Source organism: Halogranum amylolyticum (genome assembly GCF_900110465.1).
Classification (GTDB): Archaea; Halobacteriota; Halobacteria; order Halobacteriales; family Haloferacaceae; genus Halogranum; species Halogranum amylolyticum.
In genome coordinates this window covers 31,900-54,076 of the sequence record NZ_FODV01000007.1, presented here as the reverse complement: position 1 = coordinate 54,076, position 22,177 = coordinate 31,900, and the positions used below count along the sequence as shown (strand labels likewise).

At 58.0% G+C, this 22,177-nt stretch carries 17 protein-coding genes and 2 pseudogenes; 9 read left to right on the top strand and 10 right to left on the bottom strand.

What is annotated here, in order from left to right; all coding sequences use genetic code 11:
• Positions 1–25 precede the first annotated feature (25 nt).
• Entirely contained in the window at positions 26–1,135 is a 1,110-nt protein-coding gene (locus BSG17_RS14085) for a guanosine monophosphate reductase (RefSeq protein WP_089825166.1), read from the bottom strand.
• 1,029 nt (positions 1,136–2,164) lie between these two features.
• On the opposite strand from BSG17_RS14085, the gene BSG17_RS14080 reads away from it, so the two are divergent.
• Positions 2,165–3,382, top strand: a complete 1,218-nt coding sequence (locus BSG17_RS14080) for a bacterio-opsin activator domain-containing protein (protein WP_089825164.1) — start codon at positions 2,165–2,167, stop codon at positions 3,380–3,382.
• Positions 3,383–3,533: 151 nt separating this feature from the next.
• Here the strand turns inward: BSG17_RS14080 and BSG17_RS14075 are convergent, their stop codons facing one another.
• Positions 3,534–4,331: a TrmB family transcriptional regulator gene (locus BSG17_RS14075; RefSeq protein ID WP_089825162.1), complete on the bottom strand. Its 798-nt coding sequence runs from the start codon at positions 4,329–4,331 to the stop codon at positions 3,534–3,536.
• A 385-nt stretch (positions 4,332–4,716) separates the two neighbouring features.
• Here BSG17_RS14075 and BSG17_RS14070 point away from each other — a divergent pair, with 385 nt between their 5' ends.
• Positions 4,717–5,520 (top strand): TrmB family transcriptional regulator, encoded by an 804-nt coding sequence (locus tag BSG17_RS14070; RefSeq protein WP_089825160.1) that lies wholly within the window; start codon positions 4,717–4,719, stop codon positions 5,518–5,520.
• Positions 5,521–5,987: 467 nt separating this feature from the next.
• On the opposite strand, the gene BSG17_RS14065 is transcribed toward BSG17_RS14070, so the two are convergent.
• Positions 5,988–6,167 (bottom strand): hypothetical protein, encoded by a 180-nt coding sequence (locus BSG17_RS14065; protein WP_139246612.1) that lies wholly within the window; start codon positions 6,165–6,167, stop codon positions 5,988–5,990.
• Between the two features lie 130 nt (positions 6,168–6,297).
• On the opposite strand from BSG17_RS14065, the gene BSG17_RS14060 reads away from it, so the two are divergent.
• Positions 6,298–6,771 (top strand): amino acid kinase family protein, encoded by a 474-nt coding sequence (locus BSG17_RS14060; RefSeq protein WP_089825156.1) that lies wholly within the window; start codon positions 6,298–6,300, stop codon positions 6,769–6,771.
• A 238-nt stretch (positions 6,772–7,009) separates the two neighbouring features.
• Here BSG17_RS14060 and BSG17_RS14050 read toward each other — a convergent pair whose 3' ends face one another.
• Positions 7,010–7,450: a diadenylate cyclase gene (locus BSG17_RS14050; RefSeq protein ID WP_394327971.1), complete on the bottom strand. Its 441-nt coding sequence runs from the start codon at positions 7,448–7,450 to the stop codon at positions 7,010–7,012.
• Between the two features lie 452 nt (positions 7,451–7,902).
• Here BSG17_RS14050 and BSG17_RS14045 point away from each other — a divergent pair, with 452 nt between their 5' ends.
• Positions 7,903–8,331: a DUF7539 family protein gene (locus BSG17_RS14045; RefSeq protein WP_089825151.1), complete on the top strand. Its 429-nt coding sequence runs from the start codon at positions 7,903–7,905 to the stop codon at positions 8,329–8,331.
• Between the two features lie 86 nt (positions 8,332–8,417).
• On the opposite strand, the gene BSG17_RS14040 is transcribed toward BSG17_RS14045, so the two are convergent.
• A complete protein-coding gene (locus BSG17_RS14040) occupies positions 8,418–9,815 on the bottom strand; it encodes an FAD-binding oxidoreductase (protein WP_089825149.1) in 1,398 nt (465 codons plus the stop codon).
• Positions 9,816–10,696: 881 nt separating this feature from the next.
• Between BSG17_RS14040 and BSG17_RS14035 the strand changes: the two genes are divergently transcribed.
• Both BSG17_RS14035 and BSG17_RS28270 read left to right on the top strand, forming a co-directional pair.
• Complete coding sequence (locus BSG17_RS14035) at positions 10,697–11,029, top strand: DUF5789 family protein (RefSeq protein ID WP_089825147.1); 333 nt, start codon at positions 10,697–10,699, stop codon at positions 11,027–11,029.
• 120 nt (positions 11,030–11,149) lie between these two features.
• Positions 11,150–11,272, top strand: coding sequence for a hypothetical protein (locus BSG17_RS28270; protein ID WP_280141177.1), 123 nt, complete (start codon positions 11,150–11,152; stop codon positions 11,270–11,272).
• A 135-nt stretch (positions 11,273–11,407) separates the two neighbouring features.
• Here the strand turns inward: BSG17_RS28270 and BSG17_RS14030 are convergent, their stop codons facing one another.
• Positions 11,408–12,577 (bottom strand): M50 family metallopeptidase, encoded by a 1,170-nt coding sequence (locus BSG17_RS14030; RefSeq protein WP_089825145.1) that lies wholly within the window; start codon positions 12,575–12,577, stop codon positions 11,408–11,410.
• A 321-nt stretch (positions 12,578–12,898) separates the two neighbouring features.
• Between BSG17_RS14030 and BSG17_RS14025 the strand changes: the two genes are divergently transcribed.
• A complete protein-coding gene (locus BSG17_RS14025) occupies positions 12,899–13,321 on the top strand; it encodes a DUF7992 family protein (protein WP_089825143.1) in 423 nt (140 codons plus the stop codon).
• 896 nt (positions 13,322–14,217) lie between these two features.
• Here the strand turns inward: BSG17_RS14025 and BSG17_RS14020 are convergent.
• From BSG17_RS14020 to BSG17_RS14010, 3 genes and pseudogenes are all read right to left on the bottom strand, one after another.
• Positions 14,218–14,874, bottom strand: coding sequence for an HAD family hydrolase (locus BSG17_RS14020; protein WP_089825141.1), 657 nt, complete (start codon positions 14,872–14,874; stop codon positions 14,218–14,220).
• A gap of 249 nt (positions 14,875–15,123) precedes the next feature.
• Positions 15,124–15,975 carry an eIF2B alpha/beta/delta subunit family protein gene (locus tag BSG17_RS14015; RefSeq protein WP_089825138.1) on the bottom strand — a complete coding sequence of 284 codons (852 nt, stop codon included), beginning with the start codon at positions 15,973–15,975 and terminating at the stop codon, positions 15,124–15,126.
• 364 nt (positions 15,976–16,339) lie between these two features.
• A pseudogene (locus tag BSG17_RS14010) lies at positions 16,340–16,696 on the bottom strand (ABC transporter permease); the annotation flags it as partial.
• 1,823 nt (positions 16,697–18,519) lie between these two features.
• Between BSG17_RS14010 and BSG17_RS14000 the strand changes: the two are divergent.
• Entirely contained in the window at positions 18,520–19,923 is a 1,404-nt protein-coding gene (locus BSG17_RS14000; RefSeq protein WP_089825134.1) for a S8 family peptidase, read from the top strand.
• Positions 19,924–20,153: 230 nt separating this feature from the next.
• On the opposite strand, the gene BSG17_RS13995 is transcribed toward BSG17_RS14000, so the two are convergent.
• Complete coding sequence (locus tag BSG17_RS13995; protein ID WP_089825132.1) at positions 20,154–21,329, bottom strand: mandelate racemase family protein; 1,176 nt, start codon at positions 21,327–21,329, stop codon at positions 20,154–20,156.
• A 74-nt stretch (positions 21,330–21,403) separates the two neighbouring features.
• Here BSG17_RS13995 and BSG17_RS27810 point away from each other — a divergent pair.
• Positions 21,404–21,583: pseudogene (locus BSG17_RS27810) on the top strand (IS6 family transposase); the annotation flags it as partial.
• Between the last annotated feature and the right edge of the window lie 594 nt (positions 21,584–22,177).

Genomic DNA, 22,177 nt, shown 5'->3' with positions numbered 1-22,177 from the left:
TCGGCCACGGACTGCATAATCGCTATCAATCAGTGCTGTCGGCGTACGACTCGAGTTCGGCCTCCCGAATCTGTGTCTGGGTACTGTCTACGCTGATGCCCTCCCAATCGTGGTCCGTGTGGAAGCCTTCTCGCTCTTGAGCACTGTGGGCGACGCGGATGAACTCCGCGTTCTCACGAGCCGCTTGGATAGTGTGGCCGCCACAGTACGACAGTCCGGAGCGAATACCAGCAGTGAACTCCGCTGCGACAGTCGACACAGGGCCCTTGTAGGGGGTCAACGCCTCGACCCCCTCGTCGGCGCTGACGTCCTCGGGCTTGTCGTCGCGGTCCTCTGCTGCAGCGGTCGTCGCCATCCCTCGTGACCGTTTGTACTGTTTCCCGTCGATCTCGATGAGCGCTCCTGGGGCTTCCGCTGTGCCGGCAAAGAGACTCCCGAGCATCACGGTATCGGCGCCCGCCATGAGTGCTTTCACCGCGTCGCCGGAGGTGCGAATCCCGCCGTCTGCACAGATCGTCACGCCCTGTTCAGCAGCCGCTGTCGCACAGTCGTCGACGGCGGTCAACTGGGGGACGCCGGCACCAGCGACTTTGCGAGTGGTACAGTGTGAGCCGGGCCCGATACCGACCTTTACACAGTCGGCACCAGCAGCGGCGAGATCAGCGACCCCGGCTGGCGTTGCCACGTTGCCGGCGATCAGGTCGACGTCCGGGAGCTCGGACGCGAGCGTGTCGACGGCTTCGAGTGCGCGTTCGAGATGTCCGTGAGCGACGTCGACAACGAGCGCGTCGACGCCCGCCGAAACCAACGCGGTACTGCGGGCGACGTAGTCCTCGTTGATCCCGACCGCCGCTCCGACCTGTTCGCCCGCAGCCGTGACGGCCTCTACCTGTCGGGCCTGTTCGTCAGGTGTGAGAAACCGATGCAGCACGCCGAACCCACCGGCGCGACTGAGCTCGGTTGCCAGCGCTGCTTCGGTGACGGTATCCATCGCTGCGGAGACCAACGGTGTTTCTAACTCGACGTTCGACGTCAGTCTCGTCGACAGGTCGACGTCGGTTCGACTGGCGACTGGTGAGCGCTGTGGGACCAACAAGACATCACCGTAGCTCAACCCCGTTCGTAAGTTATCCATGACCCTTACCATCGAAGTCGGTGCTCGCCAATAAACAACTCGGTCGCTCTCGGCTACGTCGCTGTCCTCCCAGCGACCGGCGTTGGTTCCGACAGCAGTTCGAGGAGAAAACTCTGAACTCGTGAGACCGATTCTCGGTGTGCTCTCCTGGCACGACGGCCATCGCGGATCTCACGACCCCCGTTCTCACGTACTCCACACTCGGCGACGGGCACCGACAGGGTCAGAGAACTGACTGTCCTGAATCTCTGTCGTGGTGCTGGTGTCGGTCCTGTTCGGCATCGCCAGCAACGCGTAGATCTGACAGGGCGCCTGCTATCTTGCGACTTGAGACTATAACCTTCTCTAGTCTGCTGTAACGGAGGTGAAAGCCGACGGAGTCGAGCTGTTGTACTCCTATTTGGACAGTTTTGACAGTTTTGCTAGTTTTGGGAGATTTGGCAATTTTGATAGTTTTGACGAGTTTGATATCACACGTATCTAAAGGGAATTGTCTAGTTAAGCCAGCTTGAGAAGCGAGCAGTTCACAGATCTAGTGCTTTGATTCATGTAGAACGGCTCAGAGAGACGTCGGAAACGGCGAACTGTGAATGTTGCGGCGGGAGCGAACGGCGACGTACACGAGAACTGTGTTCTCGTGTGCCAAGCGTTCCGGTGACGTCGACGAGACGCTTCGCGTTTCGTTCGCACACCAGAACCCCCATAATTCAAGCGGGAGACTTCTCCTCACCTCCGTGTGACTCGGTTAATGAAAAATCCGAGAGCCGTGAAATAGCTGTCTATTGATGAGGCCTGAATGGTTATGAGAGCACTGTGTCTCACACCGATCTCAACGAGCTCCACTCATTCGTTCTTGACCGACGCCTCTCAACCGACATCGATAGAGTGGCTCGTGGTGGGCGGTCTGAACAACTCGCGAAGATCGACTTGGATGCAGTGCCTGCACCCTCTGCTGAACGGTACCTACGGCAAACTGAACAGTTGGATCAAACGCAACTGGAATGGACAATCGATGAGCGACACCGCAGAATGGCAGCCCTCGTCCGCCTCTTCGACACCTACCAGGAGATTCAGCAAGCCGTTATCCAGAAACCCACCACGGAAGAGATCGATCAAGTCGTCTGTGAGTCACTGGTCGAATCAGACTGGTATGCGGTGGCGTGGGTCTGCAACGTCAGCCTCGCGAACGACGAAATCCACCCTCGAGCGGCCGCGGGCGGTTCGGGGGAGTTGATCGACGAGATGTCGTTCGATGCCGACGCCGAAGTCGGTGTACTCGGTAGGGCAACCATCGCTGCTGCTTCGAGCGGAGAGATCCGTGCCGTACACGTCGATCCGGGTTCCGACCAACTAGAAGCGCTTCCGGGATTCACTCGCGGGCAGGAATACCGCTGGGTAATCGCGATCCCGCTCACGTTCGAGGGAGTCCGATATGGAGTTCTCACGACGTGTTCGACCCGTGAGAACGTCTTCGAGGACCACGAGCGGACGGCTCTAAAAGGGCTTGGCCGGACAGTTGGGCACGCAATCAACGCCACTCGATGGAAGCAGGCGTTTGTTGGCGACAATTTTATCGGATTAGATATTTGGCTCCCCGATATGATCAACTTGCTTGGACTGTCTGACAATCATGGGAGTAGCGACTACGCGATCACCGTTGAGGGAATGATCCCGGTCGGCACCAGTAGAGTCGTCCAGTATCTCGCTGTCACTGGACTCTCCCCAGAGAGTTTTCGGGAGGCGATGACCGAGATGAACGGGGTAGAGACGGTTCGGCAGATCGATAACGATGGGGACAACACCCGTTTCGAGGTTACCTACGACGACTTCCCGATGACGTCGACGCTTACTTCGTACGGAGGACGAATCAAGACCGTTCACTTCGACGTTCCTGACCTCCACATCACGGTAGCACTTCCGTTGACTGTCGACGTCCGACAGCTCTTCGAGGCGCTCCAGTCTGACGTCCCTGACCTCAAACTCGGCGCTCAACGGACAGTGCACCGAGATCAGACGAATACAGCGTCGTGTCACAACGAGTTCGAGGAGGATCTCACAGACCGCCAACGGACGGCAGTGCTGACTGCCTTTCACGCAGGCTACTTCGAGTGGCCACGCGAGAGCACTGCAGAGGAAGTCGCCACAACGCTGAATATCTCGTCACCAACGTTTCACTATCATCTCCGTCTCGCTCAGCGAAAGATCTTGTCAAAGATCTTCGAGTGTGAACAGCAGTTTGAACAGTAATCGGCTCGCGGTCTGACTTCGCTTGACGACACAAGAGACACGGTTGCATCTGAAGGGTCACACTTCGTTCTTTCAGGAACAGAGCGCTCTCGTTACCGGGATTGTGGAGTAAGGCGAACAGACCTGTGAGTCATCAGTCGGTTGCGGTTGACTAGTCCCAATCGGCTGTCTCGAGTCGCCAAGTAAAAATTGCCTTGAGAACCACAGCCAGACTATTCGTCTCACCTTCCCCCCAAATGGCGGTCTCCGACCGCGAAGTAGCTTGGGTGGCGTCCTCGCCGTTCACTCGAACACTCACAAGCGTCTTGTCGCCATCGGTCATCATAAGCCGCCCTGCCGATGTATCTGACCAAACCCACAGTGACTCGAACATCACCGCACCCGGAATGTCGTTCTGAATGCGCTCTTGTACATCCGGGGAAATCCCCCCAAGCTTGATCGAAACGCCTCTGTCGGCGGCATCACTCAATCCGGCGATCAACTCGTCAGTGAGGAGGCTCTCGACCGTCATGTAGACAATTTCGTCCTTCGCGTTGTCGAAGCACTCGAGCACTCGTTCCGTGATTGCTAGCTCGCCATCGACTGTCCAGACACCTCGTTGTTCAGTTTTCCGCTCTACGGGCTCTAGTTCGCTCAGTGCTGTCTGCAGCAGTTCTATGCGGTGGGCGAACTCGTGTTCGAATGATCGACTCGCAGTTTCGGCAGAGATCGACCAGAACCGCTGGGGCGACGATTGGAGGATATTGACGAGGCCCTGGTCGTGTAATTCATCGATTGCGTCGTACACTCGTGTCCGTGGTACTTCCGCCACTTGACTTACGTCTCTGGCTGTTCCTGTACCGAGACTAGAGAGCGCAACGAACGTCCGTGCAGCGTAGGCACTTAACCCGAACCGTTTGAGCTGCTCGATTGCGACGGACTCAGGATCCTCAATAGGATTGCTGTTCATCGGTTTGGTGGATCTGGATCAGTAGGTTACCGGCCACAGGAAGTGGCCGGAAGGCACACAGCAGTCACGTGGTTGGGACACAGAACTGAACTGCGTGCCAGTATAGCGATAGTCCTTCACTCGGTATATTTCTTTTGTGATTAAACGGGTGACTGTATTCTGTCGCCTCTCTACATCTCTCTGCAGTAGATAGCCTAACCCGATGATCGTCACTCAAAAAGTAACAACAATGTGGAGGTGCTCGTAGGGAGATCCGTTTCAGAGTATCAGCGTAGACGTGTCACGCCGTATCGGCTAGCACCGTCATGCAAAGAGTGACAATACCTATCCGTGCAGGGAGCGAACCGTCCAGAGAATCCCGGACACCTCCGGGAGGTTGGGACACATGGATGAAACAGATAACTTAGAGGAAGCGATCGAAGTCCTCCAACAGCTTGGTTTAAAAGAGTACGAGGCACGATGTTTTGTTGGTTTGTCCCGTCTCCATACGGGAACAGCAAAACAACTGAGCGAGATGACGGAGGTTCCACGAACACGGGTTTACGATGCGATTCGCGTGCTAGAGGCTCAAGGGCTGGTCGAAATCCAGCATTCGAGCCCACAGCAGTTTCGAGCCGTCCCGATTGACGAAGCGGCCGAAACACTCCGTAATCAGTACGAAGCCCGTGTGGAGCGACTCCATAGTGCGTTAGACACGATCGAAATCGTCGACGGAGACGACGGAACCCCCGTTCAGGAGGTATGGGCAATGTCTGGACACAACGCGATCGAAAATCGGACAAATCAACTCATCGAGAAAGCGACTGTCGAGATCGTGTTAGTGGTTGGTGATGAGTCACTTCTGACCGAGAATCTCGCTGCGACCCTCAACGAAGTCGACAGCGAGGTCAACCTTCTGATCGGCGCATTGACGGAGTCTCTGCAAGCCCAAATCCAGACGGCCGTCCCAGAGGCCACGACGTTCATCTCTGGCTTAGAGTGGCTACGCGGCGAGAACGCCACCAAAGACGAAACAGCAATCGGTCGGCTCCTTCTGACTGACCGGTCGACAATTCTCGTGAGTTCGATTATCCCCGACACGGAAGAAGAACGAGCAGTGTTCGGTGAGGGGTTCGGGAACGGTCTCATCGTCGTTGCCCGCCGGCTCATGGCTCATGGGTTGTTGACTACTCGTGATCCCGGCCAGTGACTCCTTTTCACGACTCACCAAGAGGTGCCGACGTGGCTGAGTCGTCGTTTCTTCGTCGGTGACGGCACAGTCGTACACTCATCTCGACAGAGGCGGACAGCAGAATACCACCAAGCCAGCATCCCTACCGTCACCTATCACTGATTAGAAACATTCGGGGCCAGCCACAGAGAGGAAACCTAGCTCCAAACGATAGCGGAAAGTCCGGCGGCTCGCGAGCCGCCTGGAACGGGGAGGTTGGGTGGGGCGGCGGGAAGCGAGTGAACGAGGATTCAGAAAGGGCGAGACCGCCTCGGTCACAGGGAGACGACGTCTCCCGAGCACACGGCGCAAAGCGCCATGGACGTCTCTCGACTCGGCAAGCACCGCAGGCACGAGGAGTTCAGCGGGGTTTCCGTGAGCGAAGCGAGCGGGAGCCAGCGCCCCGAGGTTGTTGCACAGCACACCCCATGGCCGAGTGAATCACCTCACTCGTTTTCGACGTGTGGGTCCGTCATTTTCACCGTATAGACGCGTTCTCTGGGGATGTACGTGTACTCATCGTCGCCGTGATAGATCTGCCAGTGGTCTTCTTGATAGTTCAGTTTCTCATCGCCGATCTCTTCCGAAACGGTGTCGTCGTCGCCTTGATAGACAATCGTTGCCATGAACAACAGTAGGCGGGCCGCGTGCATAACGTGGTAGGTCCTCAAGAAGTGCTAAATTATTCTTCGACGCTGTCCTACAATCTAGAAAGTAACATGCACATCGTACTCTCACTCGGCGAGAGCATCCTCCGTGCCGACGCTTGACTCAGAGCATCTTCGAGAGTACGCAACCGTCATCCCAACACTCGCCCAGGAGCACGGCGTCTGTGTCGTCACCGGGGGCGGGTCTCCTTCGCGCGAATTCATCGATAGCGAGCTATCGGGGCGAACGAAATCGAACTTGAAACTCGGTATCGGGGTTACTCGGCTAAACGCCCGATTTCTCGTCGCGGCGACCGGTGACGATGCCGTCTTGACGCCATCAAAAGACTACGAAGCGGCGGGCAGAGCGCTCCGCTGCGGCGACATCGTCGTCATGGGTGGAATAGCACCCGATCAAATTACTGATGCGGTGAGCGCACTACTTGCTGAATACATCAACGCAGGATTTCTCATCTGTGCGACGAACGTGCCCTGGTCTGAGTCTGTCGCGTTACGGAGAGTCAAGGAGAAAGCCCTGCCCTTTAGGGCGGGGAGGATGTCCAGTGGCTTCCTTCGAGACTGACTAAAAACCGTTTTGTACGCCGCTCGGCGCACTCTGCAGCGAGTATACGATACCAGAAGAGTCATTAGTGTCCAAGAGGCTCAGACGACACAAGTGACCTCCTGGAGTCGTTCAAAACTCTCTGAGAGGCAGCGAAACGTCCTACAGCAGGCACGCTGACGATCACCTACGAACAATACGACGACGAATTTGAGAACTGATCTTGCAGGAACTCCGTCACCGAGGAGGCCATACAACCTCAACCTGCGATCCGCCAGCGCCCTCCGAGTTTCTTACGCTCACAATCATTATATTCCCCATCACGAAAGATTGTCACACGACCGTTCTCTTCGCTCAGAGTTACACTGGCAAGGACTTCTTCCCGGAGGGACACTTCTAACGCGCTGAGATGTTTGGTTCCCATCCAATCCGCATAGACGATGGGTGACTCTTCGACCACCTCAGTCGCATTTGGAGTCCGAACGCGAACCATCTGTTCTTGGATCGTCCTATCCGCAGCGACAACGACTGCCCCATCACAGGTGAATGCCACGTTGCGGGCTGCGTCGATGAACTCATCGGCTGAGATGGCGACTGACCGACACTGCTCGACGGGCCACGTGTTGTCTCCCAGTGGATCGGTGTATTTACCGAAATCGATGTCAGCGACGACAATAAAATAGAGGCTCGGTCCGGTCACATATGGTTCATCCCACCGGCTGAAGGAGAGACTCAAACTCTCCGCGACATATCTGAGGATGTCGATAGTTTCTGGGATTGTGGCATACTCCGCTTGACCGCCGTTACCTTCTATGATAACTCTCTCACCGGCATGTTCGATTTACGTGGAGAATCCGCTTGAATGCTCTGCCCATGATCGAGATTACCAGAACACTATCCGCATCCGGGACTGGTGGCATATCTCAGTCATCGAAGAAGAACAGGCGATTGTCGTCACCATGTCGATAGAAGGTGAGCTGTTGTCGTTCTTCCTTCGCACCGAAGACAGGCGTTCACTTCTCCCGAGTCGACCGACACGCACACGAAATAGACGCGAATGGAGCTACAAAGCCGGTGTTGCGTACACCGCCGCTACCGACCCATCCACACGTTGTACAAACACTCATTCGTCTTGCACCCCTTCTAAGGACCATGGCCGAGTTTCCAGACGAACGACAACTCGTACTACGGGCGCGTTCCCAGTTGGACCAGTGGACGAAAAGTGCCCGGATGGAGGCGTACACTGAACTGTTCGAAGGTGACGATCCCATCCTCTCCCCCGAAGAGGTGCGACTGCTCGATGCGCTCGACTCCGAACTTGAGCGAGAGGGAGACGATGGTGTCTGGGGAACCGATCAGTACGGAATCCACACAGCGGGGACCTCGAGTTCGGATACCTCACTCGGTGTGGTCTGCGTGTACCACCCACAGATCACCAAGGACTCCGTCCTTCGTGGGGCTGACGATCTCGACGACGAGACCGAAGAACGACTCAACGCAGCACTTTGGAAATACAGCGAGCGTGTCGCGGCGCTCATCGAGGCAAAACTCGACGACTTCGTCCGTCAAACCCAGCGGTAAGTCCCGCTCAGATCCGCTTTTTCATGGCGCTGTTGTCAGTTGATTGTACTGTCGATCATGAGTAGAGTCGAAATTCGAGCACTTGCCTATTTCGTCGGTTCGACGTTGTGGTTGAGCCGGAACAGGTTCTCCGGGTCCCACTCGTTTTTTATTTCGACCAAGCGGTCGTAGTTCTCGCCGTAGGCAGCCTGCTGATCACCTACTTCCTCAGGGACGAAGTTGGCGTAGACGCCGCCGGTCGAGTGGGGCGTCAGCGCCTCGTGCATGTCACGTGCCCACGCGATGCATTCCTCGTCCTGTTCGGGGTCTTCCCACTGGGTGTGGAGAACCATCGTGAACTCGAAGTTGCGGTGGGGGTAGGCCGTCGCGTCGACGGGTTTCTCGTTCATCGCCCCGCCGAGGTGTGGAATGGCGATCTCCGTCTCCGGAGTCGGGATTGTTTTCCCGTACTTGACGAACGTCTCTATCATTCCATCGGTCATCTCGTCGAAGTTGTGGGATTTCCAGTAGTGTCGGTTTCCGGCCGGGGCCAACCCGTCGAACGCCTGTTGCCAGCCGGTGTAGGGGTGCGGACCGACCGCATCGGCGATTGGATCGCCGACGTCACGGATCGGCTGAAGTACCTCTTCTCCCTCCTCCATATCGCCGGCGTAGAACGTCGCCAGGATGACGACCTTCCGGCCGTGCCACTCCTCGGGGATGAACGGCAGTGGAGGTGCGTGCCGGATGACGCACCAGACCGTCGCATCGTTGGGTGCACCAGCGGCGAAGTCACGATACCCCGAAAGGACCGCTTCGGCGTCGTCGAACGGATGGACGATCGGTCCGGACAGCACGGTCGGACCGACCTCGTGTAACTGGAATTCGAACGAGGTGACGATCCCGAAGTTACCACCGCCGCCTCGAATCCCCCAGAAGAGGTCCTCGTTTTGTTCCTCGCTGGCGTGTACTAGTTCGCCGTCTGCGGTGACGACGTCGGCCGAGATGAGATTGTCGACGGTCAACCCATGCTTTCGTGAGAGCCACCCCCATCCACCGCCGAGCGTCAGCCCGGCAATGCCGGTCGTGGAGTTGTACCCCACGGGCGTGGCTAGACCAAACGCCTGCGTTTCGTGGTCTAGCTCGTTGAGCACGACGCCCGGTTCGACGCGAGCCGTCTTCGCATCCGGATCGACCCGTACGGATTTCATCGGCGAGAGGTCGATCATGAGCGCGTCGTCCTTGACGGCTCTACCGGCGATGTTGTGTCCGCCGCCTTTCACCGAGATAGTGAGGTCGTGTTCCTTGGCGAACGTCACGGCGCTGATGACGTCAGCCACGCCAGCGCATCGAACGATGAACGCCGGGTGTTCGTCGATCATCGCGTTCCAGACCGTCCGAGCCTCGTCGTAGCCCTCGTCGTCTGGTCGGACAAGGGAACCACGCAGTGTCCCAGACAATTCGTCGAGTGCTTCGTCGCCTATTGTGGATATCTCTAGTGACATTCTCGAATCACGTTCCCCAGTGACTACGCCGTGTTGGGAAGTAACTGTGTGACATTTTCACAAGAGGGTCGTGTGAGGAGGAACCGAGTCACACACGACGTCGGGCATCGATCCGAACCATGACCTCTTTGCGCTGCTGGGACCCATCGATCCGTAACGCCGGTTATACCATTAGCAGATACTCAGGAAAGCCATCATTTTCAACGAGTTCACAGAGGAAAGACGACTGGTCGAATGTCACTTGTGGCTTACTCGGTCACTGGCTGTTCGCCTGCATATGCGTTGAACCAACCGTTCTCAGATCGCTCAAGCGCCCTGGTTCGGACTCTTGGGAGTTACCTGCTGGCCGCCGTCCACCAGCTGCCTTCTCGTTGACGTCGTCGACTCCGAATTCGGGGCCGCCGACCGGAACACTATCGCAGCTCGTGTAACTGGTCACTCACCTGATCGCACTCCGTCGTGCGGTCGGGTGAGCGATGACTTACACTCGTTACTATAGCTTCGACGGCGCTTGACCGGACTGTTTCCACCCTGTCCTGCTCTCTTGGGTCGATTTCAACAGGGTATCCCAGCTACCCCGAGAGCTCCAGCGCAACGTCTCTGGTAATAAACGTTGCTGCGAGGTCGTTCATCAACGCTTGACAGTCGATAGATGTCACTTCCGATGTGTACGGGTAATAGTTACTGCACAGGTGACGGAGACTGCGTTCACGATTCACGCAAGCCGCGACACGGAGGGGGACATCGATGCACCTGATAAATGATTCCGTACGGGAACACGACTCTCCTCGACAAAGCCGCCGCTCCCTACAAGACGTAATCCAGCTGCCACAACGACGAGCGTCCACACAGTTATCCGAATCGGGCGCCTACCTGGAAGGATGCCAGACGACAAACGAAGCCAAGACGAGAACGAAGACGACGAGCAGCCACAACAGCCGGAGCGAAAGCGAGAGGAGATGCGTGACCGCGCCCACGAAGACAGAGCGATGAGCGGCGACCTTGGTGGGCGACTTGGTGACCTCGATGGGGTACTGGATACCCATGATTATCCAGCCACGACGAACGAACTGGTCGAGGCCTACGGCGACTACGAGATCGAAACACAAGGCGGTACAGAATCCCTCGAAAAAGTGCTTGCTCCAACTGATAACCAAACGTACGACTCCGCCGATGATGTTCGAAGCCGGTTACTGGGACTGATACATCGCTAACCGCTGTTGTCTCGGTATCCACTCTTGCCCTCACCTCTCTGTGTACTCTCCACTAGCTCCCCACCTGACGATTCGGGTCTGGCCTCGGAAGTCGAGACGTTACTGCTCGAGGTGCTGTCCATGTTCATCATCGCGGCAGTCGTCGGAATCTTCGTCGCCAGGGTCCGGGAGTTCCCCTACACTGTTGCACTCTTGTTGGCCGGACTAGTCGTGTCAGTACTGGAGCCATCACCGCCCTACTAGCAATCGACATCTGACCCACCCACGTCACCATCTTCTTCGTTCTGCTGGAGGTCTCCATTACCGGGCCAATTCACGTGCTTCGCTCGCTCCGTGAGATTGTAACGTCCGCCGTGACTGTCTCGTGAGAGCCGGTTCTCACTGGAGATCGGGTTCGGAGGTCGACTGGCCGAGTGTCCGTGGTGGCCCGCCGCTCTGAATGACGTTGAACGCTCGCATCATGTCTGTCCGAGAAATGATTCCAACGAGATCACCGGCATCGTCGACGATCGGTAGGCGACCAACGCCGTTCTGCTGCATCTGCTGGAAGGCAGTCATTGCGTCGGCGTCGGGAGAGATCGTATGGAGGTCGGTTGACATCACGTCCTCGACGCGATATGCATCCCGTTCGACTTCTTCGACAGCACTCGCATCGTCCAGCGTCACCATCCCAACGAGATTGCCGTTTCGCAGTACTGGATACCCGATATGGCGCTCGGTAAACATCCGCGCGAGGAGATCAGAGATCGTAGTCTCCTCGGAAACCGTCTCGAGGTTCTCTTCGGGCGTCATGATGTCGCTTACGGTGATGTCTTCGAAAGCTGCCTTGATCGTGGTCTGTTGGGCCTCGCCGGACGCGGCGATGTAGATGAAAAACGCCAGTACGATGAGAAACCAGTTGGCGAACAACCCGAGAAGGCCCAGGCCGAACGCGAACACTTTCCCGACGGCAGCAGCCTGTTGGGTTGCCTTCGCGTGTGGCTGGTTCCGAGCGAGGAGTGCTCGGAGAATACGTCCGCCATCCATCGGAAAGCCAGGGAGCAGATTGAACGCAGCGAGCACTATGTTCAGGATTGCGAGATAGCCGAAGACGAACCGGACTGCGTCGACACTCGACGGGAGACTGGTAAATGCCACGTAAGAGCCCACGCCGAGGAGGACGCTCACGACGGGGCCAGCGATAGCGATCACCAGCTCGTGACGCCAGTCTTCGGGGAATTCGGTGAAGCTAGCCACGCCGCCGAGCAGCCAGAGTGTAATCGATTCGATCTCGTATCCGTATCGCAACGCGACCAACGAGTGGCCGAACTCGTGCAACAGGACGCCGGTAAACAGTCCCAGCGCCGAAGCCAGTCCGAGTACCCACGGGAGGTTCCCTTCGGTCAACTGGTCCGGGTCCATCGTGGCGCCGAACGTCTGGTTTATCACCACCACCAACTCAGCGATATCCCAGGCGATGAATACGGCGAAGAGCGGAAGGACGATCAAGAAGGTCCAGTTGAGCCGGACCGGAATTCCAAACGCCGAACCGATTCGGAGCCCTCTCATGTACGAGTGATTACACGCGAAGCAGGTTAAAACAACCCGGTAGCCGGAACAAGCGACAGCAGAAAGACAGTGAAACGCCACCCTCAACCTCGTTCACTCTCTTGACGAACAGGCGTACGGCGTCAGGACCGAAGCAGACGGAGTCTACACCGATGTGGGAGTCGCTCCGTCTCGTTACAGGAACTCTCCCGGGAGTTCGACAACAGCGCAGACACCGGGACTCGGGAAACCGTCACCTGTCTTTATTGTGTTCCCGGACTAACATTTAGTATGGCACTCGATGTAGAGGTTCCAGAACCGCCAGATCTTTCGAACCGAGGGATGCCACGCGAGTTCGAGTTGCAGGACGAGACGCTCGGGTCAGAGGACTTCTACCGCGAGGATCTCGAAGACCTGCTCCAAGAGGGTGCGTGGAAGGAGGGATTCAACGAGTGGGCCGAGTACACGGACCTTGACGAAGGGCACGTTCGAATCGTCAGCGACCTCGGCCTGTTCCAGGCGTTCGACTTCTATTGGGACCCGACCGAAGACAGGCTTCGCTTCGACGCCCCGACGATACCGAACGACTGGCGGGAGCGGGACGCGACCGAGCCGTTCGATTCGAGCACAGTTTCGATGATCGACGCCGCGCTACAGGATCTCGGTCGAGCCGTCCACGAGACGCTGGAGGACTACCTCGAACGGAACGACGAAGCCTCCGATTTTGGTTGGGGGAAAGAAACGTACGGCAACCGAGGCGAGTAACCCTCGCGTGAGTACTTGCGACCGCGAACAGTCGACTCGACAATGACCCCGTCATTCAAAATCTCGTACAGCTATCACGAAGTGTTACTCTTCGGACGTGACGACTCGATCGGTCACTGTCGCTGACTGAGGACCACACACGGTCTAAGACGGCTCACTAACTGACACGTTAACAAGCAAATAACGGGACCGGTAGAGGCACACACGCGGGTTCCGTCAGTTGTCGGGCGTTACACCTTTACTGCCGTCATATCGAAATGTCGTCACTTCCGAACTTCGAAGACGGCTCTCCGTGTCGAGGTAGCACGCTTACAGTCGCTAAGCGTTCGGGAACCGCGGTGAGAGATTTCCAGAAGGAACTGCAATGGTCGGTAGTTCACGAGAGTCCGACGAAGAAGAGACTAGACACAGACGCCCCGCGTCATCCGACGCGGGGTACTTCACTCAAACAGATATATCGGTCGAGGTCAGATCGTCTTTCGGATCGCCGATCCCGGACAACTTTTCCCTGCGAAAGTCGAATGTCAGGATGCCGATTGTTCGTTACGACACTGGGTTGCTGACTCGTCGTCATCTGGTGCCAATAGACCTCCGTAGACCCAAGTCGGAACCTGACCGTGTGATCGACGACGCTATTTCAACATCGTAGACTGTGTTCGTAATGAGGAGTCGTTCCTCCATCGAATGTGGCCTCCATACACGTTGTTCGAGGTGTGTTCGAGATACGCCGACAGCCAACGGAAACCGATCATACGACAGACAACCGCTCCGTCGCGAACTCCGATTACGATGCCTCTCAAACCACGTATGATATCTGCCGGTTGGCAGACGTAACTAGTTCGATCCAGCTTCTGTCCGTGGTCGATCTCTTCACTCCGAGTACAGAGCGATCCTCCTTATCGACAGATCTCGTGCAGATCGTCCAGCGAGTCGATATCCCAGGTGGGCCACACGTTGAGCTCCCAGTCGCTGCGGTGGGGACGACGAATGAAGGCCGAGTCGATGCCAGCGTTTTCGGCAGCCTTGATGTCGGATTCGTTGTCACCGACGTACAGCGCAGACTCTGCATCGAGGTCGGCGAGCGCCCGATCGAGGTAGTGTGGATTCGGCTTTCGGAGTGTGAGGCTCTCGATCGTCGCCTCGCGGCCATACGCAGTGTCGAACAGCTCCGTGAGATCGAAATGTTCGAGCAGGAACTCGACGGTCTCATGCTGGTTCGAGCTGACGATACCCATTGCGACGTCGAGATCCGCCAGTGTGTCGACGTCGTCGTAGGGGGTCTTTCGACCTGCGCGAGCTTCGCTTTGCTGTGCCGCAGACAGCGTGCTGTCGCGAGTGCGCCAGAACTGCTCCGGCTCGAAGTCGTAGACGTCACTCACGGTAGCGACGTCACTGGGAGTCGCACCGATGGTCATCTCTTCGACGTGCTCGGACGTCGGATCGGTCACACCGAACTGTGCAAACGTGTCTTTAGTCGCCTCTCGGAGAACGTCAAAACGCGTCCGACCGACGAGAACACCGTCGTTGTCGAAAACGACGGTATCGTAATTCATACCCCCCTTTTGGCTGTCGGCGTGATAAGGGTTTCAATCGAGATCGGACATCGACGACCGAGCCAGACGTCGGTACCTGTCTGCCCCACTGTTCGAGACAGATTCAGTGACAGTCCCCCTCGACTGCGTCAGGACGTCTCGTTCCGGAGGAATCTGTATTCTCCTCAACCCGTCGTACGCGCAGTGAATAGCTCTCGAACTGACGACAATCCGTCGTTCGGGACCAGTTTCTCTGCCACTGATAGAGAGTCAGAATCTCATCACACCATCCTCCGTGACGACCGTCTCGAGGAGTCGCGTTGGTGTCGAGTCGTACGCAGGATTCCCGATATCGAACCCTTCGGCCGGTTCGAGCAGTACTTCGGAAGCGAGACCGAACTCGTTGCTGAACTCGAAGCCGCTCCCGATAAACTTGGACGCCGGCCCGACGACGGTCACCGGAACCCCTTCGGATGCGGCCGTTGCGACGAGTGGGTAGGTCCCGACGTGGTTGTACACGGTTTCGCCGATAACACAGTTCATGCCGACGACGACGCGGTCAGCCTCGGACAGGTAGTATCCGACGGCGCCGTCGACGATGAGTGTCACGTCGATGCCGTCTCTGTTCGCAAACCGACGGGCCATCTTCCGACCGAGATACTGCGGTCGCGATTCGGTGACGTACAACTCGAACTGCTTCCCCGACTCGAGCGCACAGTTGAGTGTCGCCACCACCGTCGAGGAATATCCGTGGGTCAAGAGTACGTCACCGTCCTCGATGAGTGTAGCTGCTGTCTCGGCCGCTTGCTCCTTGCTCGACTTAATCCCAATGACAATCTCTCGCACGACAGCCTCCAGCCGCTCTTGTGCCGCATCCACTGTCTCAGGGTCGAATTCGTTGACTTCGGCGATGATCCGTTGCTGGGTCGTGTACAGCATCGCATGTGACTGATTCGCTTGCCGGAGTGCTCGACTGTTACGAACTAGCGACCGCATGAAATCCTCGACAGTGTGGTACTCTCGCGTCACTAATTCACGGAGCGCTTCAGCGGCTTTCACAGCGGCAATCGAGGTACTCTGAATCTGTTCTTCTCGAATCTGCTCCACTGTATCGTCGATCATGAGAGTATCTGTCTCGCCCACTGCTAAGGCTGTTCGCCCTCGGCTTGCCGCCACACGCGTCTCTGCCTACACGGACGAGATCTCGCGACCGTCTACGCTGCTGTGAACCGACGCGTCGTATTCGAAATTCAACAGAGTTCCAGGGTCAGTGGAGTCGTCTTCTTGGCGGCCCCTCACGTCTACGTCGACTCCGCTGCACCGTTAGCGTACACTGATGCGAGTACGTGTCGCTGGACGCCCTGGGTGTATCGGGGACGCGCCTCGTCGGAGTCCTCTACGTACTGATCACTCTCGACGAGCTGCTACGCGAGTAACGTTCGGAGCACCGTCGACCACGGGATCGGACGAACGGGGTGATCCGGCTTCAGGCGGCTGCCGTAGACCGGTCGGTGTTCGTCTCGGCGCCGATCCGCCGTTCAGCGAGCGCGAGCGCCCCGTCGAGAGTGACAGCGAGCAACGCGCCGGTAATCGCGCCGGCGAGCAGTTGCGGTCGATTGAACAGCTGGATGCCGCCGACCACCCAGACGCCGAGTCCGCCGCCGCCGATGAAGAACGCGAGGTAAGCGGTTCCGACGTTGAGCACCGTACTCGTCCGAATGCCCGCGAATATCACGGGCATCGCGAGGGGAAGTCGAACTTTCCGCAAAATCTCCCACTCGGTCATCCCCATCCCACGGGCTGCCTCCACCGTTTTCTCGTCGACGTCCTCCAAGCCGGTGATCCTCGTCTTTACGGCGGCCAACCATCGAGGGCGTGATCCTCGACGGTGGGTCGTCGGTGCGGTCGTCGTCTGTGGCGTGCTCTGGGAAATGTGTGAATATTTCGTTCACGCTCTCGCTGATCGCCTCGGGATAGAACCGATTCTCGTTGTCTACAGTAAAAGAGATACTGTCCTCGACCTCGGCTTCGATCTCGTTGGTGCGCTTCTCGTCCTCGTATTGGGCGACCACCATCTCCGTAATCTCTTGCAGCCCGACAATTGAGAGGGGTCGTGGTGACGTTGCGTTCCGTTCAGCGTAAACCGTCGCTGACAGTACCGGTAGCAGAGTGTACGGACTAAGCAGTCGGTCACCCAGAGACTGCGTGTCTCGCCTGCGTGCGGCCAACGAACATTCGCGAGCAACCGGACGGACTCCGCAGCACGCTCCGGCGGCCGTATCGAATTCGGGGTGCCAGTCGGTCGGGCTGACGGGGCCGATCGAAAAGGCGTGCCGTGGACGGGAGACAAAGTGGTCGAAGTATATCAGAATAATTATAATATGCGCGTTATAACAAATAAATTATGTATAGAGCGACGAAGCCAGATCGTCGAACTGGATAGCTCGGGCGTTTCGAGCTGTGGGCTACACACGGAACCAAAGTCGAAGTGAGAGAGCGAGTCCGATGTCACGGGACACCACCCCCGAGTAGTGTCGATTACGTGCGGGCCAGTTTGGGTTACAGACAGTCGATACTGCCTACACCGTCGCGCGACGACGAAGACATCGGTGACTGCCGACGGAGTCGGCGGTCCCCCCGTCGAAACTGATCGAGAAGTCGGCGGACTCATCACCGAGAGACGAGCCTCGCCGAGCTGCGGACATATCTCCGCCCAGAGCGTAGCCTGACCCAGTCGTCTGCCGGCGTCGACGAAGAGCCCGTCTGCGGTCGCTGGCCGGGTACGTGTCTCGACTGGAGATCCATCGACGCTCGTCAGGATCTCGACTACGAGTCCCTCGATTCGGAAGGGGGCTCGTACAGGCCGTGGCTCTACTCGGCGTCGCAGCCGCCGTTGCGGTCCTGGTCTCGACTTGACTCCTCGCTCAGAGTCGGCTCCGGAGTCGGAGCCGGAGACGGTTCACTTACCCATATATTACATTTTGATTAGTATTATGTGTGAATAGTATGATCGGGGTATCTCGCTGGACCGACGCTCCTCCACTGGGCGTCCGACGTGGTCGGAGAAAACGATAGTGACGGACGAGAACCAGCAGTCGCCGCGGGCGATCGACTGGCAACCCACCCCCGACCCGGCCGTCCACTCGCAGTCGACAGACTGCAGTCCGGTCCCGAACTGGTCCGTAGAGATACCGCTCGTTGGCGGTCGTGTCTCTCGGTACGTCCACACAGAGTCACTCGAACGACGAGCCCTCGAGATTCCTTATAGCCGAGTTAGACTGCGAGGTACGACCACGACTGACTGCCACCCGCGACGACGCAGCATTCGTTACGCGCATAATACTGTAATGAACAACCTTACGTGTGAGATGTTAGGTCACTCGTGACGGGTAGCACGGGCCTGCGGAGTGGTCGGAACGCAGAACGATACCGACCAGAACCCGACCTATGTCGCTCTGGTCTCGAACCCTTTCGCCGGTCTGCGGTGGCGTCACGCGCTCTCGATGGCGAACCCCCGGAGACGCCATACACCGGAGAGCGATCGATCTCACGGACCTCCGAGTGCTTCGTCACACCCTGTCGTCAGATTCAGTTAGTTCGATCTCTCGCTCAATCATCTATTGGACGGACAAATGTTATACGTGCTCATCACTCAGTCCAACTGTAATGTCGGATTACAATCGACGGAGATTCCTCCAGCTCACAGGGGCGACAGTCAGTGCGGCGACTCTCGGAGCTGGTCAGGTGACGGCACAGAACTCCGATTCGCGGTTCTTCATCAACCTCCGGGACGTTGACCGTTCGGAGATACCGGACGACGTCGAGATCGTCCACGACCTCTCGCAGGCGGACGTGTTGGTCGCCCGCGGTGACCAAGACCGCGTAGACGGGACGACGGTCAGCGACCTCACGATCGACCTGAGCGCGGACGGGACTGGTGCCGTCAGGTCTCACGACGGACCCAGTACTACCGGGGAGGGGGAGGGCCACAACCACGACGGACCCGCGACGAACTCCGAGTATCAGTGGGATAAGCGCGAACAGGACCTCGCCAACGAGCTCACCGACAAGCCCGGCGGCGGCAAGTCGATCCACGACATTGCGACCGGTGAAGGGACCCGCGTCGCCGTCGTCGACAGCGGCGTCGACGACAGCCATCCCGACCTCGCGGGCGTCGTCAACGACGACCTCTCCGAGAACGTCTCCGAGGATGACTACGACTGGCGGCCCAACGGCGCCGGGAACCACGGTACTCACGTCGCTGGTATCATCGCGGCGACGAACAGCAACGACGGTCCCGCGGGCGGCGTCCTCGGGACCGCACCTGAGACGGAGCTCGTCTCTTATCGGATGTTCTCCGGCGTCGAGGGCAAACAGGGCGACGGTTACGCCGGCTGGGTGAAGGCCGCCGAGGCCGGTTGTGATGCGATCAACTACAGCGTCGGCTTCCCCGCGCCGTACGTCTATCCCGACGAGTATCCGGAACTCCTGCAGGAACTCCGCATCGCCGAGCAGGTCGCGGAGTACGTCCGGTCGAAGGGAACGGTCATCGTCAACTCCGCCGGGAACGACGGGCTCGACATGACTCCAAGAAGTACCCTGAGCCTTCCGACGGAAGCCGAGGGGGTCTTCGGCGTGAGCGCGACGGGTCCGATCGGCTACGGCTGGGGCGGCAAACACAGCGACAACGAGGCTAAGTGGCTCACAGGCAACCGACTGGAGGAGCCGACGACCCAGCCCGCGTTCTACACGAACTACGGGAGTCCGGTGGATATCAGTGCTGCCGGCGGGAACGCGGACTTGGAGGCGCTGGATAGCGGTATCGAGGGAGCCGCGAACGATCTCGTCTACTCGACCGTTCAGGGCGGTTACGGGTGGAAGGCCGGCACCTCGATGGCCGCGCCACAGGTCTCGGGTGCCGTGGCACTGGTCCGTTCGCTCCGTCCCGACGCCTCCGTCGAGGAGGTGGAGAAGCTCATCCAAGACACCGCCAGCATGCCTGCAGGGGGGGAGAGCTACCACGGCGCCGGCCACCTCGACCTAGAAGCACTGGTCAAAGCCGCCCGATAGAGCGTTACTCGACGTCTCAGAACGCGTGGAGGAGGGTTCGAACACCGTCCTTCGACACCCGCCGTATCCTGCTCGACGGACGACCGAGACCCACAGCGCCGACCCGTTCGGTCCTACTACCGCTCCGACTCGGTCCGGTTCCGGACACCGACGAGGACGTAACGTTTGCCTCTGTTCGGCGACCACGTTTCGACAGCAGAGTGGCGGGTTTCGGGGGCTGTGCCGAAACGTTACTCGTACACGTGGACGCTTCCGGTGCTGTTCGCTTCGATGTAATCCCAGTCGTACTCCACTCCGAGTCCGGGGCCGTCGGGGACGCTTACCGTTCCGTTCTCGTCGATCGTGTCGAACATGTCCGAGTATCCACCCTTGTAGACGGGGGGTTGGGTGTTCTGGCACTCGGGGTGGACGAGAGCTAGCTCGTAATAGTTCGCATTTCGGCAGGCAGCGATACAGTGGCGCTGGGCCGGGCCTGGCGCGTGGAACTCTACGTCGAGGCCGAACCCTTCCGCAACGCGCGCGATCTTCATCGCGCCAGTAATGCCCGCGTCGTACTCCGGATCCGCACGGACGAAGTCCGTAGCGCCGTTTGCTATGAAGTCCGTGTGTGGCTCGAGACCGCGAACGTGTTCGGTCTGGAGGATGGGGGTATCTATCTGCTCGCGGAGTTTTTTGTGTGCGTGCTGGGAGATTCCGCCGTCCCGGTACGGGTCCTCGTACCAGAGGTAGTCGTACTCGTCGCAGGCGCGACCGACCTTCAACGCGTCCGCGAACGTCTCGAGTTCACAGGCGGGATCCACCATCAAGTCCATCTTGTCACCGACCCGTTTCCCAACCGTCCGTACCGTTTCCACCTCACGTTGGACGTCACGGGCCTCGTCGCTTCCGCCCCAGCCGTGGATCTTGAATCCGGGATACCCCGCCTCGAGACACTCTTCGGCGAAATCGGCGTACGCTTCCGGGGAGTCCAACCCACCGTTGTCGTCCGCGTGGTACGTTGAGGCGTACGTCGGGAGACGGGTGCGGTAAGTTCCGAGGAGTTCGTGAACAGGTGCGTCGTAGTACTTTCCAGCGAGGTCCCAGAGAGCGATGTCGATGGGTCCGATTCCCATCCGGTCGTACTTTCGGAGCGCCCGTTTTACCTCGCTCCAGTGCCGCTCGCGTTCGAGCGGGTTCTTCCCGACGAGATAGTCCGCGAACGTGTGTATCTGAGCTGCCCCCGGTGAATTCCCGCCGACGTACTCGCCGGTGATACCCTCGTCCGTGTGTATCTCCAGCGCGAACAGCTTTCGTTCCGTTGTCGTCCCTGGTTCGTAAGCGAGATTGAACCCGTTTCCGTCGGTGCCAACGTCCTCGAGGGGGTACCGGAACTCGGTGCTCTCGATCCGCGTGATCGTTGGTGGCATAGTTCAGCCGATACGGTGGAGGATAATAAATCCCGGCTCGAACCGAACGACGGTGTTTGATTAACGACGAAGGACTGTCGAACACCGTCTCGTTGCTCGCAGAGTTGGGTGTCGAACGTTCGCGAAAATCCGTTCACGAGCGGGTCCAGAAGGCTGATCTACAGCCAACCGACGGTCGAAGTCCGAATCACGCTGCGCTTGACGAGACCGCGATTCGGATCAGTTCTTGGCTGTGTGCCGCTGCCGATGCCGAGCGTCGGGGGTGTTTCCTCCCCGCTGTTCAAGCGCAGTGGTGGTGGCAAGTATCGGATTCCTTCCACCCCTCAGGGGAGGAGTTTTCTCCTCGCATCTCTCTGATCGGCTTCGGTGGTTGTGCTGAATACAACGCGCGAGCCGCTGTGGGCTCGTGAACTTCAGCCGTAATCGCGTGTCTTCCCTCGATCTGAAAACAGATGTATTTGAAATTCTGAACTGATATTCAATGACAACCCGACTGAAGTCTCTTGCGACGAGCAGTCACGGAAGGACGACGTTGTGGATTTCAATCGTCTAGGCGTACACCATCATTTTACGACAGTCGTTCATTGGCGCTTTCGACGACGACACCAAGCGCTCGATAGACGAACACCAGCTCAGAGGGGTAACGAAGCAGTTCTCACCAAAAGTATTGGTAGAATATCTAGCTGTCTTTCACCTCAGATGCCCAAGGGTTCCATAAAGACCATTCGACGCAGTTTCTTGCCCACCACCCGGCAACAGATGTATAATTACTTCTGATCACCACCGATACGTTTCGCCGATCAATTCATAGAGAAAAGTACGCTGAACTACCTTTTCTCTCCTGTCTC